6 protein-coding genes are annotated in these 22,872 nt (G+C 35.3%); 4 read left to right on the top strand and 2 right to left on the bottom strand.

Annotated features, from left to right (window positions below; genetic code table 11):
• Both accC and Q0829_RS18675 read right to left on the bottom strand, forming a co-directional pair.
• Positions 1–1,443, bottom strand: a complete 1,443-nt coding sequence (gene accC, locus Q0829_RS18680; RefSeq protein WP_298545966.1) for an acetyl-CoA carboxylase biotin carboxylase subunit — start codon at positions 1,441–1,443, stop codon at positions 1–3.
• A 50-nt stretch (positions 1,444–1,493) separates the two neighbouring features.
• Complete coding sequence (locus tag Q0829_RS18675) at positions 1,494–1,979, bottom strand: acetyl-CoA carboxylase biotin carboxyl carrier protein subunit (protein ID WP_298545964.1); 486 nt, start codon at positions 1,977–1,979, stop codon at positions 1,494–1,496.
• Between the two features lie 291 nt (positions 1,980–2,270).
• On the opposite strand from Q0829_RS18675, the gene Q0829_RS18670 reads away from it, so the two are divergent.
• The 4 genes from Q0829_RS18670 (at position 2,271) to Q0829_RS18655 (ending at position 22,470) form a co-directional block, all read left to right on the top strand.
• On the top strand, positions 2,271–5,549 hold the full coding sequence (locus Q0829_RS18670; RefSeq protein WP_298545963.1) for a T9SS type A sorting domain-containing protein: 3,279 nt from the start codon (positions 2,271–2,273) through the stop codon (positions 5,547–5,549).
• A gap of 290 nt (positions 5,550–5,839) precedes the next feature.
• Positions 5,840–7,480 (top strand): tetratricopeptide repeat protein, encoded by a 1,641-nt coding sequence (locus Q0829_RS18665; RefSeq protein ID WP_298545961.1) that lies wholly within the window; start codon positions 5,840–5,842, stop codon positions 7,478–7,480.
• Positions 7,481–7,827: 347 nt separating this feature from the next.
• Positions 7,828–13,911 (top strand): BspA family leucine-rich repeat surface protein, encoded by a 6,084-nt coding sequence (locus Q0829_RS18660; protein WP_298545959.1) that lies wholly within the window; start codon positions 7,828–7,830, stop codon positions 13,909–13,911.
• Positions 13,912–14,070: 159 nt separating this feature from the next.
• The gene (locus Q0829_RS18655; RefSeq protein WP_298545957.1) at positions 14,071–22,470 is read left to right on the top strand and encodes a BspA family leucine-rich repeat surface protein; all 8,400 of its coding nucleotides are present in this window, start codon (positions 14,071–14,073) and stop codon (positions 22,468–22,470) included.
• Positions 22,471–22,872 lie beyond the last annotated feature (402 nt).

Genomic DNA, 22,872 nt, shown 5'->3' with positions numbered 1-22,872 from the left:
TTAGTGCGTTGGTATTCTTAGTGTTTGTTGATCTTCTTGATATTGTTTTAATGCAATTAATGCAGCTATTCTGGCTTCTGTTTCCATTTCGGATTTTAATACCTCAGGAGTGTAATATTTTTTTACAAAATGCGTATCAAAATTACCGGATCTAAATGCTTCGTGTTTACATACATATTTTCCAAATGGCAAAGTCGTTTGTACACCTTCTACAATATATTCATCAATTGCTTTGATCATCAATTGGATAGCTTCTTCACGAGTTTTTCCATAGGTTATTAATTTAGATAACATCGGATCATAATAGATAGGAATATCCATTCCTTCTTCAAAACCATTATCTACTCGAATCCCTTCTCCAATAGGAATTCTGTATGTATCTAAGTGGCCAACACTTGGTAAAAAATCATTCAATGGATCTTCTGCATACACTCTTAATTCTAGTGCATGTCCTTTAATATCTAGATCTTCTTGCTTTATCGAAAGTTCTTCGCCTCTAGCTACTTTAATTTGGAGTTCTACCAAATCAGTTCCCGTAATCAATTCAGTTACTGGGTGTTCTACTTGTAGACGTGTATTCATTTCCAGGAAGTAGAAATTATGATTTTCATCTAATAAAAACTCTACTGTTCCTGCACCAACATAATCACAAGCTTTTGCAACTTTAACCGCTGCTTCACCCATCTCCGTTCTTAATGTTGGAGTTAAAACCGCAGAAGGAGCTTCTTCTACTACTTTTTGATGTCTTCTTTGTACGCTGCATTCTCTTTCAAATAGATGAATCACATTACCGTGGGTATCTGCCATTACCTGAATCTCAATATGTCTCGGAGAGCCGACATATTTTTCAATAAATACAGAGCCATCTCCAAAAGCCGAAATAGCTTCACTAATGGCACGTTGCATCTGAGATGCTAAGTCACTTTCTTTTTCTACTACACGCATTCCTTTTCCACCACCACCCGCGGATGCTTTAATCAAAATAGGGAAACCAATTTCCTTAGCAATTTTTTTCGCTTTAATAACATCGGTTATCGCTTCATCAATACCAGGAACCATAGGGATATCATAAGCTTTTACAGCTTCTTTGGCTGCTAATTTGCTTCCCATCACCTTAATCGCTTTTGATTTTGGTCCAATGAATATGAGGTTGTTCTTTTCTACTTCCTCTGCAAAGTCTGCATTTTCACTTAAGAAACCATAGCCAGGATGTATAGCATCTACATGTAATTCTTTAGCAACTTCAATGATTTTGGAACCTAATAAATAAGATTCACTAGAAGGAGCTTCACCTACACAGACTGCTTCATCTGCAAATTTTACGTGCGGAGCATTTCTGTCTACTATTGAATAAATAGCAACGGTTTTAATCCCCATTTTGCGAGCCGTTTGCATAACTCTAATGGCAATTTCTCCTCTATTGGCAACTAATATTTTTTTCATAGTGTACTAGAACTTATGATATATCTTTTGATTTTATCTGGGGTAAGATTTTATTCGAATTCGATTAGTAATTTCCCTTTATCTACAGCATCTCCTTTTGCAACATCAATAGATTTAATGATTCCCTCTCTTGGAGAAGTAATGATGTTTTCCATTTTCATAGCTTCTAGGACCAATAAGTAATCATCTTCTTTTACTGTTTGACCTACTGCTACCTGAATATCTATAATGAGTCCAGGCATTGGAGATTTAATAGAATTTACTTGTTTAGAAGCACCAATAGAAAAACCCATCTCCGAAATCATCATATCCAACGGGTTCGATATAGCTACTTCATAAGTATTAGAATTTACTTTTACCGTGTATTTCTTATTGTTGAAATCAGATTTTAAAATCTCCGAACGATAAGTTTGACTCTCATTAATGATATGGAATTTTGAATCAGAAGTTTTAACAATATCAGTTGTAGAAATGTCATTCTCGGATAGTATAGCTTCGAAATCTTTATTAACTTTTACTTTATAATGTACGCTCATAAATAGATCCTTCAATTGATGGATAAATATAAGTATTAATATTTATCACAGGTATTTCTTGTGAAATTTTTAAAAGTTGTTTGATAAATGAGGTGTTTTCTAAGAAAATAGAAAAATGGAATCTATAATTATGAGTTTGATTGCTTTTCTCTTTTAGATGTACCTATATCATTAGTTTAGTTACATAATCCCCAAAAAAAATCAATCTTGCAACCTTTTTGCAACCCCCTCTAACACTATTTTTCTAAGCTGTTATTATAATTTTGTTGCCATAATTAAAAACCCCTTACTATGAAAAGACTTTTACTTATCGCAACAATTTGTTTTTTATGCGCAATACAATCACAAGCACAGACCAATAATCAAGTTAGTGGAGCAAGTATAATCCCCGAGGAAGATGTTGGTACTCGTACTCCTGCACCCTATGATCGAAGTGAATCATATACTCCGGGTTCGCAAATAAACTCAGGGGATTGGAATCTTATTTCTGGTCCGGGAGCTGGTGGATACTTAACTTCTGGTTATAGAAATATATTGATTGGAGGTTTGGCAGGAGCAAGTCTAGATAATGGTGATCATGACAATACCATTATAGGGGTGTTTGCTGCAGACCAAACAACAAATAGTTATGATAATGTCTATATAGGTAACTCTGTAGCCCGATATAACATAGGTAACGATAATGTGGTTATTGGGACAGAGGCAGGTAAAGATCTAACAGGAGGTTCTGACAACACGATTATAGGTGAAGAGGCGGGTTGGAAACTTACAGAAGGTGATCGTAATGTATTTATAGGAGAAGATGCGGGTAGAAATACTACTACCGGATCTGATAATGTATTTATAGGAAGACAAGCAGGGTATTTTAATATTGCAGCATCAGGAAATACGTTTGTCGGAGGGAGAGCTCCGGGTAATGTCTATACCGAATTAGCGCTTATTGATGCTTCTTATGATATATATTATCGTAATGCTTCTAGTGGAGAAACTAATACTACAGGGATTGGAAATACTTTTTTGGGTGCAGGATCAGGTCTTGATAATACCGCAGGTGGTGCCAATACTTTTTTAGGGTTTGCTGCTGGAGCAAATAACGACAATGCTCATGGAAACACTTTTGTCGGTTATGGAGCAGGTTATGATAATAATAGAGTAGGAGGAACTAATGATGCAAACAGAAATACATATTTAGGAGCTACTGCAGGGGGAATAAATCGATTTGGTTCAGACAATGTAGGGATAGGATGGCATGCAGATTTTGCGGAAGTCGGGTCATCTGGAAGTACAAGAAATGAACGGAATGTATTTATGGGAAGTTCGGTAAATATACAAGGAACAGAGAAGGTAGTGATAGGACATGAGGCGGAATCTACAGGAAGAAATACAGGAGCTATCGTAATTGGAGCGTTTAGCAAAGTGAATCAAGATTACGCTATAGCACTAGGACATAATGTGAATGTAACGACCAGAAATACCATGGCATTAGGCGGTAATACGACAACCAATAGAGTAAGTGTGGGTATTGGTACGGTAGCAGCGAATCAGAATGCATCTTTAGAGTTAGCAGATACGGATAAGGGTTTTTTAATAAACAGACTTACTACCGCTCAGCGTATTACTATGGAAACCGCTGCGGCAAGCGGCAATCCATTAACTACTACAGATGCTGGCTTACTAGTATACGATACAGATTTATCGTCTATTTTTATATGGAATGGAGCGGGATGGATAAATTCTACTCAAGATGTTGACACAGATACTGACGACCAAACCATTGACGTTTTTCAATTAGATAATAATGCTCTTGAATTATCGTTACAAGATGATGCTGAAGAAACTAAAACTGTAGATTTATCGGGATTTTTGGATAATACGGATGCACAAGCATTATCATTAGCAACGAATACGCTAAGTATTTCTGGTAATGTATCTACGGTTGATCTTTCTGGCTATTTGGATAATACAGATGAGCAGGATTTAACACTAACCGATAATACATTGAATTTAACCAATGATGCCACTTCAGTAGATTTATCTGGGTTTTTGGATAATACGGATGCACAAGCATTATCATTAGCAACGAATACACTAAGTATTTCTGGTAATGTATCTACGGTTGATCTTTCCGGTTATTTGGATAACACGGATGCTCAGGATTTAACACTAACCGATAATACATTGAATTTAACCAATGATACAACTTCTGTAGATTTATCTGGGTTTTTGGATAATACGGATGCACAAGCATTATCATTAGCAACGAATACACTAAGTATTTCTGGTAATGCATCTACGGTTGATCTTTCAGATTATTTGGATAATACCGATAATCAAGATTTGAACTTATCCAATAATACCTTGAGTTTGAGCAATGATGCAACTTCTGTAGATTTATCGGGATTTTTGGATAATACAGATGCACAAGCATTGTCATTAGCAACCAATACATTAAGTATTTCTGGTAATGCGTCTACGGTTGATCTTTCAGATTATTTGGATAATACAGATGAGCAGGATTTAACACTAACCGATAATACCTTGAGTTTAAGCAATGATGCGACTTCTGTAGATTTATCTGGATTTTTGGATAACACGGATGCACAAGCATTATCCTTAACAACGAATACGCTAAGTATTTCTGGTAATGCATCGACTATTGATCTTTCTGGTTATTTAGATAATACCGATAATCAAGATTTGAGCTTATCAAATAATACCTTAAGTTTAAGCAATGATGCAACTTCTGTAGATTTGTCTGGATTTTTGGATAATACGGATAGTCAGCAATTAAGTTTAAATGATACAGATCTAATAATTTCTGGAGGAAATTCAGTGGATTTATCTGCGCTACAAGATGGAACAGGAACTGATAACCAAACGTTAAATTTAAATAATGCTACCTTAAGTATTAGTAATGGTAATACAGTAGATCTTTCTTCATTACAAGATGGAATGGGAACTGACAGCCAGACATTAAATTTGAATGATGCTACTTTGAGTATTAGTAATGGAAATACAGTTGATCTTTCTTCATTGCAAGATGGAACCGGAACCGATAGTCAAACCTTAAATTTAACCGATACAACCTTAAGTATCAGTAATGGTAATACAGTTGATTTTTCTGCATTTGTAAATACGGATGGGCAAGATTTGACTTCAGCTAGTTTAAGTGGCACAGATCTTACTATAGAAATTCAAAATGGAGCTTCAGTAACTGTAGATTTATCTCCATTACTAACAGATTTAGAAACTAGGTTAAGTAATTTGGAACAAACCTTAGGAATTAGTAATGTGGAAGGAAGAGCAAATCAAAAAGCGATATTATACCAAAATATTCCTAATCCTTTTGATGCTACTTCGTCCATTAAATATTATATCCCAACGAATGTAAGCAGGGCTTCTATAGTGTTCAGTAATACTAGTGGACAAGTTATTTCTACAATTGAGATTGGAGAAGTAGGAGAAGGAGAATTGCATATCAATAGTGATGGACTTGCTTCAGGTACATATTTTTATACTTTATTCACTGATAACAAAAAAGTAGATACTCGAAGAATGGTAATTAATTAAGAAAAGATATTTATGACACCTTGATGAGGCCGTCTGAAAAGTATTGTATTCCTGTCAAACTGAGCCTGTCGAAGTTTTTAATGTCTTGATTTTCAAAATGTCTTCGACAAGCTCAGACTGACAATCCAGAATTTCTAATACTTTTCAGACAGCCTCATTTTTTATGAAAGAATTAAAAGAGGGGTTGCAAAAAGGTGTTAAGAGGGTTTCTTAGGGTTGTAAAAAAATATCTTGTATTTTTGATATCTAATAAACCTTTTGTTATACACTTTTAAAACCTCATACTCCTTTTGAAACTATTATATCCTATTATTCTTGTTTCTCTTTTTACGATTCAAAGCTATGCGCAGTCCAACGATAGTGCAGCAAATCAATTAAAAGATAAGATCGAAAATGCGACTACGGATTCTACTCGAATTCATTTTCAAATAGACTTGGCAAAACAATTAATCAAATCTAATGTAGATACTACAAGGATAATTATTAATGATGTGTTATATACCATCAAAGGTAAAGAAGGAAATTACTATCAAAGTCGCAAAGCAGAAGCATTAAATTATCTGGGTATATTGGATAGTAAACAAAGCTATGTAGAAAATGCACTTAGCAATTACCTAGAAGCACTTGATATAAACCAAGGAGTAAAGGATTCTGTGGGTATTGGATTAACGTTTCACAATCTCGGAATGTTTTATAGACGTCAAAAGGAGTATAGGAAAGCAAAACAGTATTTAAAGAAAGCAATAGTCGTTAAGGGAAAATTGAAAGATGTTGAAGATTTAGCATTATCTCATCATATGCTAGCACTCACTTACTATAACAATGAGCAGATGGATTCTGCGAGACATCATATATCTGTAGTTAAAGGGATGTCGAGTTCGGGTGTTCGTAAATCAAAAGCTAACGGCACTTTAGCAGCAATATTTTTTAAAGAGAAAAAATTTGACAAATCTATTAATATATATAAAGAAAATATTAAAATTTCTAAAGATATTAACGATCAAAACGAGTTGAGTATTAGTTATTTAAATGTGGCGGTGTTGTATAACGCACTAAAGGAGTACGATAAAGCTGTTCCATATCTGGATAGTGCAATTATTGTTGCTAAAGAATTAAAACATAAAGAATTATTGCTTAAGCAGTATTATAGTAGAAGTAATCTTAATGAAACAAGAAAGGAGTATCAAAAAGCCTTAGAAGATTATAAAATCTATAAAATGTATAATGATTCTATTAACGATACGGAAAAAGTGAAGAGGATCACTGAATTAGAATTGAATTACAAATTTGATAAAGAAAAGCAGGCAAGTGAATTAAGGTTGGAAAATGAAACATCCAAGAAGCAATTGTACTTATTACTTTTTGTAATTGCTACTATTATGGGAGGAATTATTTTTTGGCTGACGCGTAAAAATGCAAAGCATCGCCTAGAGTTATCTCAGAATAGATTGCAAAAAGAACAATTAGAGAAGGTACGAGCGGAACTCACCTTAGTAACTAAAGAAAAGGAGTTAAAGAGAGTTGTTGTAGAAGGATCTTTGCGTCAGGAGATTTTAAATAAAACATTGGGAGAAATAAAAGATATTATCGGACTTGAAAATGAAAAAGAACGTAAAGTAGCTTTGCAATCACTTTCGGCTTCTTTGCTTTCAGAAGAAGTGACTAAAAAGGCTACTTCAGAAATACAATCCTATTTAGATAAGGTAAGTCTTGATTTTAAATTGATTTTGGATTCGAATTTCTCACAACTTAGCGAAAAAGAAAAAGAACTTCTTTATTTGATGACTTTGGAACTGAATGCTACAAAGATTAGTAAACTCCAAAGCAGCACAGTTTCTGCAATTAAATCTACACGATCGCGAATTCGTAAAAAGATTGGAGTAGGTTCTAAAACGGATATTATCGAGTTTATAAAGAATTCAGAAGCATAAACAATAAAGGGTGTAATTTTACTGTATCAATATTAAGCAGACGTAGAATGCATTGGTTTTTAATAATATTCTTCCTCTTATCGAGTATTTTTATGGTATAACGTAATGAAACTATAAAAATAGCCTGCCCGCCTCTGGAGGGTATCGAGATGTTATGTAACCTAAGCTTAGTAAAAATAATTTTTTATTGATTGCGTGAGAAAAGCTGTAGATTGGTTAAAGCTTAAAATTTTCACCTTGCAACCCCTTTGCAACCCCTTAATCCTTTGCAACCCTTAAAATCCTGTTAATTTTGCACTCGATTTTAAGAATATATTATCAACTCTTTTTCTAAAAAAGCCCCTTATATGAAACACTTTTACATTACACTATTTTTTATTGTTAGTTTTTTTACTGCCGGATTTGCCCAAAATGAATTCATTACTACCTGGCAAACCACAACAGCTAATGAGAGCATTACCATTCCCACAACAGGTGATGGATACGATTACATAGTAGACTGGGGCGATGGAACAACAACTACTTTAGAAACAGGAAACGCTACGCATCAATACACTCAAGCAGGGGCGTATGAGGTTAAAATTATAGGCGATTTCCCAAGAATTTATTTTAATAATACAGGAGATAAAGACAAAATTTTAGCCGTGAATCAATGGGGTGCACAACAATGGACTTCTATGGAAAATGCATTTTATGGATGTTCTAATTTGGTATTAGACGCTACAGATACACCAATACTATCACAAGCAAATAACGTATCTAGGATGTTTAACAGTGCTATTTCTTTGGTAGATACACAAGATGTAATGAACACATGGGATGTAAGTACCATCACAACTATGGAGAGAATGTTTGCCGATGCTGATATGTTTAATGAAAATATTGCGTCTTGGAACGTTGGAAATGTTCAAAACTTCTCAGTGATGTTCGGTGGAGCGGATAATTTTAATCAAAATGTAAATGATTGGAATATAGGAGAGTTTGTAACAGGAACGTTAAATATAGATTTTATGTTTCTTTCAACAAATTCTTTTAATCAACCATTAAATAATTGGGATGTGAGTAAAATTGGTAGGTTTGACTTTACATTTTCTTTTGCAGCTAAATTCAATCAAGACCTATCAGATTGGGATATCAGTAATGTCAATTCAATGCTTGGTATGTTGGATCAATCAGGGATGTCTATAGAAAATTATGAGGCTACTTTAAAAGGTTGGGCAACAGATACTAGTGGAAATGTAAGTGACGGTATTGATGATATTCCTACGGGTGTTAGACTTGGTGCTATAAAATTGAAATACTGTGCCGTTGAAGAAGGTAGAAATATATTAACCAATACACTTAATAATTGGAACATTATTGGAGATGTTTTAGACTGTGGTTTTGACGAAGGTTTTATTACCACTTGGAAAACGACAGCCGCAGATGAAACTATTGTGATTCCCACCAGAGAAGATGGATATAACTATAGTGTTGCTTGGGGAGATGGTACAGAAGATACCAGTATAACAGGAGATGCTTCTCACACATTTACAACACCAGGAACATATACCGTAAAAATCAAAGGAGATTTTCCAAGGATATATATTAATGGAAATTCTGCAGCCAGAGATAAAATTATCTCTGTAGATCAATGGGGGACACAACAGTGGACTTCTATGGAAAGTGCATTCAGACGTTGTTCGCTATTGGTTATTAATGCTACAGATGCCCCAGATTTAAGCTTGGCAAAAAGTATGAAAAAAATGTTTGAAATGACTTCTTCTTTGGTAGATCATGGAGGTAATATCGGAAATTGGGATGTGAGTACCATTGAAAATATGGAAGAGGTATTTGATAGTTCAAATTTTAATGAAAATATAAGTACCTGGAATGTATCTGCGGTAAAAGATTTTTCCTCTATGTTTTTTAGAAATACATCCTTCAACCAAAATCTTGATTCTTGGAATACAAGTGCGGGTGAAGTGTTTAGTGCAATGTTTCAAGATGCCACAGCATTTAATGGAGCAATTGGTAGTTGGAATACTGAACAAGCCAGAAGTTTGTCAACAATGTTTAATGGTGCTACTGTATTCAATCAAGACATTAGTGCCTGGGATGTTAAAAATGTAGGGAATATAAACAGTGCTTTCAATGGTGCTACGGCTTTTGATCAAGACTTAGGAAGCTGGGATATCAGTTCGCTTGTGGAAAATACGAATTCTATACAGCATATGTTTAGTAACTCAGGGATGTCCACAGAAAATTATGATAATACCCTAATCGGTTGGGCACGATTAGATGCGGGTGAAACCAAAATCCCTGTAGGAGTTAGTTTTGATGCAGAAAACGTTTCGTATTGTTTAGGAGAAGCTGCTAGAACTGTATTAACAAGTGCGCCCTATAATTGGATCATCACCGATGGAGGAAAGATTTGTCCGGAGGATGCCTTTATCACTTCATGGTTGTTAGAAGATAACGATGATATTACGATTAGAACCACTAGTGGATATAATTATAACTATACTATTGATTGGGGAGATGGAACTGTAGATTACAATGTAACAACAGATATTTCACATAATTATACCACAGCAGGAACGTATGAGGTGTCAATTACAGGTGAGTTCCCAAGATTTACGTTGTTTTTTAGATTTGGTAAGACGTTAAGAACTAAAATTCAAACCATTGAACAATGGGGAAATATACAATGGCGTAGTTTTAGAGATTCCTTCAATGATTGTGAAAATTTAAAACTAAACGCGGATGATACCCCAGATTTATCTCAAGTTACCGAGTTATCCAGGATGTTTGAGGGGTGTACCAACTTTGAAGACTTGAAAGATAGGATGGGATCTTGGGATATGTCTACAATAGAAAGTATTGAGAGTATGTTTGCTGGCTGTAGTATTTTTAATGAAGATATCAGTGCATGGACATTTACCAATTTGTTAAGCACAGATGCTGCTTTTGAAGAAGCAATAACATTTAATCAGAATATTTCTAGCTGGAATATGGTTACAGTAATTGATATGGAAAATATGTTTTATAATGCTGCTGCTTTCAACCAACCTGTTGGTAATTGGACGTTGGGAATGGTGGAAGATATGAAAAGTATGTTTGCTGGGGCTACTAACTTTAATCAGGATGTAAGTAGTTGGGATTTTAGTCAAGTTCAGGAGATAGACGAACTTTTTTCAGGAGCATCTTCGTTTGACCAAGATCTATCCAGTTGGGATATTTCGAGTGTTACTGATATGACAGGGATATTTACAGGTACAGCCATGTCTCAGGAAAATTATGATAACACCTTGATTGGTTGGGCCACCTTAGAAGCTGGAGAAACACAAATTCCTGCGGATTTAACGTTGGATGCAGATGTAGCACATTGTTCTGGAGTCAATGCGGTAAGTACATTGACCAGCTCACTTTATAATTGGATGATTAATGATGGAGGTAATAGTTGTGATTTTACGGATGCCTTTATTACTGCCTGGGAAACTACCACAGATAATGAAAGTATTACTATTCCTACTACCGGAGCTGGATACAACTACGCTGTTGATTGGGGTGATGGAACTATTGAGGTTGCCATAACTGGTGATGCAACGCATAGCTATGCTACAGCCGGTACTTATCAAGTAAAAATAACTGGAACATTTCCAAGTATCTATTTTAATAATTCGGGTGACAAAGATAAAATCCTTGCGATAGAACAATGGGGAACACAGCAATGGCAATCTATGGAAGCTGCATTTTTTGGATGTCCACAATTGGTATTAAATGCCACTGATGTTCCAGACCTTAGTTTAGTTACTAGTTTATTCCAAACATTCCAAGATACTACTTCTTTTATCGATAATGGAGGGGAAATAAGTAATTGGGATACGAGTACTATAGAATTCTTATCTAGAACATTTAAAGGTTCAGCTTTTAATGAAAATATTAATAATTGGGATGTTAGCAAAGTAAAAAGTGCTATTGAAGTATTTCAAAATGCTACACTTTTTAATCAACCACTTAATAATTGGGAATTTACTTCTGCAACATTATTGAGAAATATGTTTAATGGTGCTAGTTCTTTCGATCAGGATTTAGGAAATTGGGATCTTAGCAATATAAATAGTACAATAGGAATTTTGGGCTTATTGAGTAATTCAGGGATGTCTACTAGCAATTATGATGCTACCTTAATTGGATGGGCAACTTTAGATGCCGGAGAAACAGAAATACCAACAGGTGTAAGGTTGGGGGCAACAGGAATAACCTATTGTTTAGGAGAAGCTGCTAGAAATACATTAACAAGTGCTCCTTATAATTGGATTATTACCGATGGAGGATTAGGATGTGATGGTACAGAGGCTTTTATTACCACTTGGACTGTCGCAGATGGAGGTCAAATTATGATTCCTAATTTCTCAATGTTTATTGCACATAATTATAACGTAGATTGGGGTGATGGGACTTTCAGTACTGCAAATACCTCTTCAACTTCGCATACTTACGTTTCTGGTGGTACCTATACAGTTAGCATAACAGGAAATATGCCAACCATATTTTTTGGTACTGCAAGTGATACCACAAAAGAAAGTTTACAAACTATAGAACAATGGGGGAATCAGAAATGGGAATATTTAAGTGCTGGATTTGCAGGATGTGTTAATTTGAAGCTGAATGCCGATGATACTCCTGATTTATCAGAAGTCTCAAGTAAAGAAATTAGTTCTATGTTTAGCGGTTGTACTAATTTCGAAGATCTAAAAGATAACATTGAAAACTGGGATATGTCTCAGATTGAGGATATATCATTTATGTTTTTTAATTGCGCTGTTTTTAATGAGGATATTAGTACATGGTCATTTGATAATCTAATAGATACAACAAATACATTCTCCAATGCTTTATCTTTTAATCAAGATATCTCTAATTGGGATATGTCAAATCTTGAAAGAGGGATTGACATGTTTAAAGGAGCTTCATCTTTTAACCAGAACCTTGCTGGTTGGGATCTGAGCAGTCTAGTAAATGATTTAGAAGAAATCTTTGTAGGAACAGCCTTGTCTCAAGAAAATTATGATAATACGCTAATTGGCTGGGCAACTTTAGAAGCCGGTGAAACTCAAATTCCTATTGGTAACGAATTTAGTGCTGATGCTACTTATTGCTTAGGAGAAGCGGCAAGAGATACTTTAACTGGTACAACTTATAATTGGATCATCAATGATGGAGGACTAGGATGTGTTGACCCAGTAATTACATTATTAGGAGATAACCCTCAAATTATTGAAATAGGTAATTCCTATAACGAACAAGGAGCTGAAGTAACCTATGGAGCCACAGTAACTATTAATGCTTCATCAGTAAATACAAATCAGTTGGGTAGTTATACAGTTACTTATGATGCTATTAATACAGTATCAGGAGCCACCGCAACACAAGTAACCAGAATGGTTGAGGTTGTGGATACGACAGCACCAGTAATTACGTTAAACGGACCAAATCCACAAGTAATAGAATTAGGAGCTGGATATTCAGAATTAGGAGCGATGACAGATGATGGTTCTGCGGTGAGTATGGATACTTCAGAATTTATGGATGCAGTAGGCAGTTATACGATTTATTATGATGCTACAGATGTTAATGGTAATGCTGCAGTTCAGATAACTCGTACGGTTAATGTAGTAGATACTGCAAGTCCAACCGTTGTATGCCAAAATATAACTGTACAACTAGATGATACAGGTAATGTAAGTATTACAGCGGAGATGATTGATAATGGTTCTTCAGATCTTTCAGGTATTGCATCACTTACAATCGATATTACGGATTTTGATTGTACCAATATTGGAGATAATGTAGTGGTCTTAACCGTTATAGATGCCAATGGAAATAGTGATATGTGTATGGCAATAATTACCGTAATTGATACGATAGATCCTGAATTCGATGCAGCTACAGTACCTACAGATATGGAGGTAATCTTTGATACTGGAGATATGTATACATTAACTGATTTTACGGATGGAGTAGTAGTTACGGATAATTGTGATTCGAATAGAACTGCATTCGCTACTACGATTACTCAAAGTCCGGTAGCAGGCACTTTATTAGCAGAAGGAGATCATTTGATTACGCTTACGGCTACCGATGATAATGCAAACGAACAAACTACTACCTTTACTATTACGGTTACTGATGCTATTTTAAGTGTTGGGGAAAACACAGAAGAGGTATTTACACTATATCCTAATCCTACTACAGATCAAATTTGGATTGCAGGATTACATGGAGAAGCACAAGTAACACTTTCTGATATCAATGGTCGCGTATTACGAACTATAAAGATTAAAAATGATCAATCTGTTTCTATAGCAGATTTATCAGAAGGCGTGTATTTGATAAAAATTGAACAAGATGATGTATATCAAACCACACGATTGATAAAGAATTAGAATACTACATAGTTGATTGCAAAGAAGATGTGCTATGAAATTAAGGGGTTGCAACCCTTTTGCAACCCCTAAAACCTTTGCAACCCTTAAAATCCTGTTAATTTTGCACTCGATTTTAAGCATGTATTATCAACTCTTTTTTCTAAAAAAGCCCCTTATATGAAACACTTTTACATTACACTATTTTTTATTGTTAGTTTTTTTACTGCTGGATTTGCCCAAAATGAATTTATTACTACCTGGGAAACTACAACCGCAGATGAAAGCATTACCATACCCACTACCGGAGCTGGATATAATTATTCAGTAGACTGGGGAGATGGAACTATAGAAACTGGTTTTATTGGTGATGCTACGCATGAGTATACAGATGCAGATACGCATACTGTAAAAATATCAGGTGATTTCCCTAGAATTTACTTTAATAATTCAGGCGATAAAGACAAAATTCTAACAGTTGAGCAATGGGGAAATATTGCTTGGAACTCTTTTGTTGACGCATTCTATGGCTGTTCTAATTTAGATATCATTGCAATAGATGCTCCAGATCTTAGTAATGTGACTTCGGTAGCAAGAATGTTTAGCGGGTGTGCTACTTTGGGAACATCGTCTACACTCGATTTTTCAAATTGGGATACCAGTGGAGTGCTTTTGTTTGGGAGTATGTTTAGAAATGCATCCAATTTCAATAGTGTATCCATAACTAACTGGGATGTAGGAAAGGCTACAGCTTTTGTACTAATGTTTAATAATGCGATAACATTTAATCAAGATATCAGTAATTGGAATATAGGAGAAAATGTTACCGGAACTATTAATTTGGGAAGTATGTTGTTAAACGCCAAAAATTTTGATCAAAATTTAGGTACTTGGAATCTAGAGAAAGTAACAAATATTAACAATATGCTAAGTAATACTGGACTTTCTATCGTTAATTATGATGCAACATTAATTGGTTGGGCGGAAGACGTTAATACACCAAGTGGATTAAGTTTAGGAGCATCTAATCTCACCTATTGTTTTGGAGCAGACGCTAGAAATACACTAACCGATCCTACTGGATTAAATTGGAGCATTACTGATAATGGTGCTGCTGCTTGTGATTTAACAGATTTTTTTATTACCACTTGGGAAACTACTGCGAATAATGAAAGTATTACCATTCCCACAACAGGTGATGGATACGATTACATAGTAGACTGGGGCGATGGAACAACAATTACTTTAGAAACAGGAAACGCTACCCATCAATACGCTCAAGCAGGTTTATATACAGTAAAAATTACAGGTGATTTTCCAAGAATTTACTTTAATAATTCAGGAGATAAAGACAAGATTTTAGAAGTGAATCAATGGGGAAACATCGCATGGACAAATTTTACTGATGCATTTTTTGGATGTACTAATCTAGATGTCATTGCAATAGATGCTCCTGACTTAAGTAATGTCCAATACCTGACAAGAATATTCAATCAATGTACTCGCTTAGGAACCTCTGAAACTTTAGATTTTTCAAATTGGGATACTAGTGGCATTGTAGATTTTGCAAGTGCTTTCAAAAATGCAATTTCATTCAACAGCGAAACCATAAAAAATTGGGATGTAGGTAATGTTGTAAATTTTGTACAAGTGTTTTCAAGAGCAACCTCCTTTAACCAAGATATGAGTAATTGGAATATTGGAGAAAATAATAACGGCACTATTAACATGGCATTGATGTTTAATAACGCCACCAATTTCAATCAATCCTTGGGCAATTGGGATATCAGCAAAGTGACCAACATAGCAGGACTGTTAAACAACTCTGGATTATCACAACAAAATTATGATGCAACACTATTGGGTTGGGCAACAGATGTAAGTGGAGATTTGAGCGACGGAATTGATGATATACCAACAGGGATTGATTTAGGAGCAAGTGGTTTAACTTATTGTTTAGGAGAATCAGCAAGAACTACGTTGACTGATATTGGTGGGTTAAATTGGAGTATCTCTGATGCCGGACTAGACTGTGGTTTTGAAGAAGGTTTTATAACCACTTGGCAAACTACAGAAGCAGATGAAACTATTGTAATTCCAACCACAGGAGATGGTTATAATTACAGCATTTCATGGGGCGATGGCGAGCAAGATGATGCCATTACAGGCAATGCAACACACACTTATGCAACACCAGGCACTTATACCGTAAAAATTAAGGGCGATTTTCCAAGAATTTATTTCAGAAACTCTGGTTATGAAGAAAAAATTCAAACTATTGAGCAATGGGGAACGCAAGAATGGACCAGCATGAATGGTGCGTTTTACGGATGTTCTAATTTAGTATTAGAAGCTACAGATACACCAACATTAACAAGTGCAACAGATTTAGGGTACATGTTTTATGGAAATACTGCTTTAGTAGATACGCAAGATGTCATGAATACTTGGGATGTTAGCACGATAACTAGTATGTTTTACATGTTTAATGAGGCAACAACATTCAATGAAAATATAGCCAATTGGGACGTTGGAAACGTGTATAATTTTAATTACATGTTTAATAAAGCAACAAATTTCAATCAAAATATAGAAAGTTGGAACATAGGAGAGTTTGTCCCAGATCTTATTGCAATGGGCTTTATGTTTTCTGAATGTACTGCTTTCAATCAACCCTTAAACAATTGGGACATGAGTAAAGTTGCTGCTATATCTGGGATGTTTAGATCAGCAACTAGTTTCAATCAGCCGCTAGATAATTGGGATGTAAGTAATGTACAAAATATGGTGTTTACCTTTGCAAACGCTAGTAAATTCAATCAAAATTTGGAGCGTTGGGATATTAGTAATGTAACGGACATATCTCTTATGTTAAGCTATTCAGGGTTATCTACTGAAAATTATGATGCTACTTTAAAAGGTTGGACAACATTAGATGAAGGAGAAGCTACAATCCCTGTTAACATAGGATTTGCAGATGATGGATTAACCTATTGTGCAGCAGCTTATGAAAGAAATGAGTTAAATACGACATACCAGTGGATTTTTAGAGGAAATGCAGAAAGAGTTTGCGAAAATGAATCCGCTTTTGTAACCACATGGTCAGTAGCAGATGGAGACTTGAGTATTGAAATTCCAACTACAGGAGATGGATATTTTTACACCGTAGATTGGGGAGATGGTAGTTCAGATACTGGCCAAGCAGCGAATACTTCCCATACCTATGCAACCTCAGGAACTTATACGGTAACCATTACAGGGTCTTTCCCTAGAATATATTTCAACAATTTAGGAGACAAAGATAAAATTGTAGCCATAAATCAATGGGGAACACAACAATGGACTTCTATGGAATCAGCATTTTATGGTTGTACCAATTTAATTGTTGATGCAAGTGATACTCCAGATTTTGCCAACTTGACGAGTCTAAGAGCGATGTTCAGAGATAATACAAACTTAGTAGATGTACAGGGAACTATTGCTAACTGGGACGTAAGAACAATTGTTGATCTTGGGCAAATGTTTATGAATACAGACAAGTTTAATACAACTTTAAATTCTTGGATTTTCATAGCAGCAGAAGATCTCTCTGAAATGTTTCGTGGAGCCAAGATGTTCAATCAAGGTATCGGGTTTCCATATTTTGCAAAAACTTTCGAAGGAATGTTTAGAGATGCTATTGCATTTAATCAACCCATATATTGGAGCACACCCGAGGTAATTATATTGAAAGATATGTTCAACGGTGCTACCAGTTTCGATCAGAATTTAGGACTCTTCAAAATACAGTCTGTAACAGACATGACTGGAATGTTTAGTAATGCAGGATTATCTACTCAGAATTACGATCAAACACTTTCGGGTTGGTTTTTAAGTGATTTACGTCCAAATGATATCACCTTTGATGCTGGAAATAGCCAATATTGTTTGGCAGGAGATATTATAGAGCAATTAACCAATACGTATGGATGGCAAATTACAGATGGTGGTGCGGGTTGTGATGAAAACGACGTATTTGTCATGACATGGGATCTTAGTACAGAGAGAAGGTTTGATATGCCAACTTCTGGAGATGGATACGATTATACTATTCACTTATCAACTGGGGATATTTTTCATGTAACCACTAACGGATTGGGAATAGGCCGTAATGAAAATCTCGGAATGTTAACAGTTCGCATTTACGGAGATTTTCCAAGATTTGACTTTGATAAACAATTTGTTAATAAAGAAAAATTAGTCGCTATAGAACAATGGGGAAGCCTTCAGCTTTTAGAAGCAGATGGTGCTTTTGATGGTTGTTCGAACTTAGTGTTGAATGCTGATGATGTCCCAGATTTATCTCAATTATCTAGCACAGCAGCGATGTTTAGAGGATGTACAAGTTTAGTGGATTCAAAAGATACAATGAAGGACTGGGATATGAGTACCATTGAAAATACAAGCGCTATGTTTGCAAGCTGTAGCTTATTTAATGAAGCAATTGGAAATTGGACCATGGATAGTGTAGATGATATGGAAGGTATGTTCCAATTAGCATCAGCATTCAACCAAGATATTGGGAACTGGAATGTAAGTAATGTAGCTAATTTTGAAGATTTGTTTTTAGGAGCTACTGACTTTAACCAATCCTTAGCAAACTGGGATATCAGTGCAGCTACCGATATGGATGATATGCTGGTAAATTCAGGAATGTCTCAAGAAAGTTATGATGCAACTTTAATAGGTTGGGCAACTTTGGAAGCTAGCGAAACTCAAATTCCGACCAATTTCACCTTAGATGCTTCTGCAACCTATTGTTTAGCAGAAGATGCAAGAAATACGTTGACAGGTACAACCTATAATTGGATAATTAATGACGGAGGAAAATTTTGTACAAACGAAGCTTTTATTACCACTTGGTCAGTGGAAGCTAATGAAATGATTACCATTCCAGTCGATACAGGTTTAACCTATAATTATACTATAGATTGGGGAGATGGTACGCTAATTAGAAACCAAACAAGCGAAGTATCACACACCTATGCAGATGCTGGAACCTATACCGTTTCTATTATTGGTGAATTTCCTGCAATTAGTTTTAATAGGGCTACAGGAGCTATAAGAGATAGATTACAAACTGTAGAACAATGGGGTACTCAACAATGGGTAACTATGCAAGGTGCTTTTGAATTTTGTAAAAATCTAAAATTAAATGCCGATGATGTTCCAGATTTATCTCAGGTTAATGATATGGGAGATATGTTTTCTGGGTGTATTAGTTTTGAAGATTTAAAAGACAATATAGGAAGTTGGGATATGTCTACCATCACAAATATTGCATACATGTTTACAGAATGTGCTGATTTTAATGAAGACATCAGTGGATGGACATTTAATAACCTTGAATATACTTTTGTAGCATTTGAAGGAAACCAAAAATTTAATCAAGATATTTCTAATTGGGATATGTCAAAGGTTAAAGATATGTCCTATATGTTTGAAGACGCGGTTTCATTTAATCAACCTATTGGAAAATGGACACTCGGTTCAGTAGAATCTATGGAAGGCTTATTCCATGGAGCCACAACTTTTAATCAAGAGCTATCGAATTGGAATTTTAGCCAAGTTCAAGATGTAGGAGATTTATTTTACGAAGCTACAGCCTTTAATCAAGACCTATCAAATTGGGATATTTCTAGTGTGTCAAATATGTCTAGAATGTTTACCAATTCAGGAATGACCCAAGAAAACTATGACAAAACATTAATTGGTTGGGCAACTTTAGAAGATGGCGAAAGTCAAATTCCAACGGATTTGACTTTAGATGCTGATACAACCTATTGTTTAGCCGAAGCCGCACACGATACCTTAACAAGTGATACTTATAATTGGATAATTAATGATGGAGGAAAATTTTGTACCGATGAAGCATTTATTACTACTTGGTTAGTTACTGATGGAGATGAAGTAATAATACCTATTTTCGGTTCATACACGTATAATTACAATATAGATTGGGGTGATGGAACTGTTGAGTATGGACTTACAGCTCAAGCATCACATATCTACACAACTGAAGGTACTTATGAGGTTAAAATTACAGGAGAATTTCCTGCATTATTTTTCCACGAAAGTGGTTCAAGGTTAAAATTACAAACTATTGAGCAATGGGGTACGCAACAATGGCGTAGGTTAATCAATGGGTTTTCAACCTGCGTGAATTTGAAGTTAAATGCCGATGATGTGCCAGATTTATCTTTAATAGATTCTACTGGCTCAATGTTCGAAGGTTGTACCAATTTTGAAGATTTAAAAGATCAAATCGGGAATTGGGATATGTCTAACATTACTTTAATTTCAAGGATGTTCAATGAATGTTCGATTTTTAATGAAAATATTTCAGATTGGACATTTACAAAACTTACTAGAGCAGTTTATACCTTTAGAAATGCAACTAGTTTTAATCAAGATATTTCTAATTGGGATATGTCTCAAGTAGATGATATGGAAGGTATGTTTTTGCGTGCAAAAGCTTTTAATCAACCTATTGGTAATTGGACATTAAATGAAGTTGGATATATGACAAGCTTTCTTGAAGAAGCAAGTTCATTTAATCAAGATTTGAGTAATTGGAATATGAGTGATGTTTATGATATTAGATACATGTTTTACGCAGCTTCATCATTCAATCAAGATTTATCAAGTTGGGATATTAGTAATGTAGAAGGTTTCGATGATTTCTTTACAGGCTCAGGAATGACCCAAGAAAATTATGACAAAACATTAATAGGTTGGGCAACATTACATACTGGTGAATCAGAAATCCCTACTAATTTAACTTTAAATTCTGATGTTACCTATTGTTTAGCAGAAGCAGCAAGAGATACTTTAACAGGTTCGTTGTATAACTGGATCATCAATGATGGAGGACAAGGATGTGTAGCTCCCGTGATTACTTTAGTAGGAGATAATCCACAAGTAATAGAAAAAGGAGATACGTATACAGAATTAGGCGCTGAGGTAACTTATGGAGCTACATTAACAATCAATGCAACATCTGTGGATACAGATCGGGTAGGTAGCTATACGGTTACTTATGATGCTACAAATACAGTATCAGGCGCAACCGCAACACAAGTTAATAGAATGGTTGAGGTTGTAGATACTACAGCACCTGTAATTACCTTAAACGGACCAAATCCACAAATCATAGAACTAGGAGATCCATATATAGAGTTGGGAGCTAATACTGATGATGGATCAGCCGTGGTAATTAATGCCTCTGCTTTTATAGATGCCATAGGAAGCTATAATGTTACTTATAATGCTATGGATGCTTCCGGAAACAATGCCGTAGAAGTAATCAGAACAGTAAATGTAGTAGATACGACTGCTCCAGTAATCACCTTAACAGGAGCGAATCCGCAGACTATAGAGTTGGGTGCTGGATATTCAGAATTAGGAGCTACTACCGATGATGGATCTGCTTTATTGATTAATGCCTCTGCTTTTGTAGATGCAATAGGAAGTTACAGTATCACTTATAATGCTATGGATGCTTCAGGAAACAATGCCATAGAAGTAATCAGAACGGTGGATGTAGTAGATACAACGGCTCCGGTAATTACGTTAAACGGAGCAAATCCGCAGACCATTGAATTAGGAGCTGGATATACTGAATTGGGAGCGACTACGGATGATGGATCTTCTGTGAGTATTAATGCTTCCGATTTTGTCGATGCAGTAGGCAGTTATACGATCTATTATAATGCTACGGATGCTTCAGGAAACGCTGCTGTTCAAGTGACTCGTACTGTGAATGTAGTAGATACCACAAATCCAACAGTTGTATGTCAAAATATTACAATACAATTGGATGATTCTGGAAATGCAAGTATTACAGCGGCGATGATTAATAACGGTTCTTCAGATCTTTCAGGTATTGCATCACTTACAATCGATATTACGGATTTTGATTGTACCAATATTGGAGACAATGTAGTGGTCTTAACCGTTACAGATTCCAATGGAAATAGTGATATGTGTATGGCTACCGTTACAGTTGAAGATATGATAGCTCCAGAGTTTGATATGACTACGGTACCAACGGATATGGAGGTAATCTTTGATACTGGAGATATGTACACATTAACTGATTTTACTGATGGAGTAGTAGTTACCGATAACTGTGATACAAATAGAGCAGCTTTCGCAACTACGATTACTCAAAGTCCGGTAGCAGGTACATTATTAGGAGCTGGTGATCACGTGATTACCTTAACCGCAACTGATGATAATGCAAATGAACAAGTAGAGACTTTTACTATTACGGTTACTGATGCTATTTTAAGTGTTGGGGAAAACACAGAAGAGGTATTTACACTGTATCCTAATCCAGCGAAACAACAGTTTCAGGTTTCAGGATTCTCAGGAGAAGCAGAGCTATTTATCTATGATGTTAATGGGCGTAGTTTACTTATAGAAAAGGTAGATACTGGTCAATCTATATCAATTCAGGAGTTACCAAATGGGGTATACTTTGTAAAAATCGCTATAGGAAATACCTATAAGACGATTAGATTAATGAAAAACCAATAGATAGAACCCTTTATTTTTTTGCAAGAAAATCAGTACTACGAAGTTAAGGGGTCGTAGATACATGAGGTTGCAAGACTGAACCACTCAGTTTACTGGGTGGTTTTTTTATTAGTGAAACTCTATTTTGAAAAGTTGCATAGCAATGCATTCAAAATAGATAGTTGAACTAATCCCGCTTTTTCAGCGGGATCTCAGGCCCGTCTGCCGAGCCGGGTAGATCTAATACCTCGGAGCTTGCTTCGGAACTGGAAAAACTATTTTCTGTTGAATACCTTGTATGCCTGCATCGACGTAGTTTAGTATACCGGTTCTAATGTAAAAGTACCTGTGTTTTATTAGAGTATTTTTAAGTCAGAAATAGTATTAGTTATCTACATATCAGTATTTGTTTAAAAATAAATA

Source organism: uncultured Aquimarina sp. (genome assembly GCF_947492405.1).
In the GTDB taxonomy this organism is placed as follows: domain Bacteria; phylum Bacteroidota; class Bacteroidia; order Flavobacteriales; family Flavobacteriaceae; genus Aquimarina.
Note: the sequence above shows the minus strand (reverse complement) of the source record. Positions and strands in the feature narration are given on the sequence as shown.